Raw genomic sequence first — 886 nt, forward strand, 5'->3', positions numbered from 1 at the left:
CCTTCACGGTCGGACTCTACCATCGGGCGGTCACATTTCAGGGGAGCACGTCACCATCAATCCGCCAACGATGACGGCGCTTTGTCCACTGGACCCGAGATTCCCAGGTAGAGTGACGTTACCGGCACCGATCGATGTCGTGTTGACGATGAGCGACCCGTTTGGTCCGGACAACGAAAAATTCTGAGGGACATTTACACTGATGGCCTGCCCTCCTTCCCCTGTAATGGCAAATTGGGCTGTAGTCGGCGTTAGGACAGGCAACCGCCGTACACCGGTGCCGGTTACCGATACTGTCCCCGTGCCATCGATTGAAACTGTACCGGATCCGGTTACCGGTCGGGTGATGCTCCCGAATTGGAGATCTGCAACCTTGCCAATGGTCACCGGTCTGATCACCGTGGCAACGACCGTTCCACTCATTGAGCTCGAGCCTCCGGAGCTGGGCCTTGATGCTGTAACAAGCAGACTTGCAGTTGCGGATCCTGTTGAAGCGGAGGCCTCGTTGCCGGAAATTGAGATAGTATAACCGAGTTGCAGTGTCTTGCTGCCATTTCGGCCAATTGGCCCAATTACAACTTCGGTCGAATTTCCTAAAGGTGTAGTACTCATGACTGTTGCCGACCCGGCTGATGCCGTGACAGCAGAGATGGACCCAATCCGACCCTGGGCGCTTCCTGACGGCGTTAACGTGACAATCACATTGCTAGTGTCGCAATTTGGATTGCCATTACAGGATATTGAAACAATGAAGTTGGCAGGACTATTGGTGAGCCTTACTGCGCTCCCTGAGATCAAAGCGGACGCTCCGCTCCCCGCACTGATTTCTATCTGGACACCCGCAAAAACCGATGGAGTTTCGGTGTCGATGGTGATTCATTGATCG

The 886-nt window shown here is 54.4% G+C and carries 2 protein-coding genes; one reads left to right on the top strand and one right to left on the bottom strand.

Going from position 1 to position 886, the window contains the following annotated elements; all coding sequences use genetic code 11:
- Positions 1 to 30: 30 nt before the first annotated feature.
- Entirely contained in the window at positions 31 to 612 is a 582-nt protein-coding gene (locus tag AX703_RS28830; protein ID WP_082734460.1) for a DUF4402 domain-containing protein, read from the bottom strand.
- Between AX703_RS28830 and AX703_RS06730 the strand changes: the two genes are divergently transcribed.
- On the top strand, positions 611 to 883 hold the full coding sequence (locus AX703_RS06730; RefSeq protein ID WP_062343381.1) for a hypothetical protein: 273 nt from the start codon (positions 611 to 613) through the stop codon (positions 881 to 883). The genes AX703_RS28830 and AX703_RS06730 overlap by 2 nt on opposite strands.
- The last annotated feature ends 3 nt before the right edge of the window (positions 884 to 886 follow it).

Source organism: Novosphingobium sp. CCH12-A3 (genome assembly GCF_001556015.1).
GTDB classification, from domain to species: domain Bacteria; phylum Pseudomonadota; class Alphaproteobacteria; order Sphingomonadales; family Sphingomonadaceae; genus Novosphingobium; species Novosphingobium subterraneum.

Coding starts and splice junctions, on each gene's coding strand:
- AX703_RS06730 (WP_062343381.1), top strand. CDS start 611: ATGACTGTTGCCGACCCGGCTGATGCCGTGACAGCAGAGATGGACCCA.
- AX703_RS28830 (WP_082734460.1), bottom strand. CDS start 612: ATGAGTACTACACCTTTAGGAAATTCGACCGAAGTTGTAATTGGGCCA.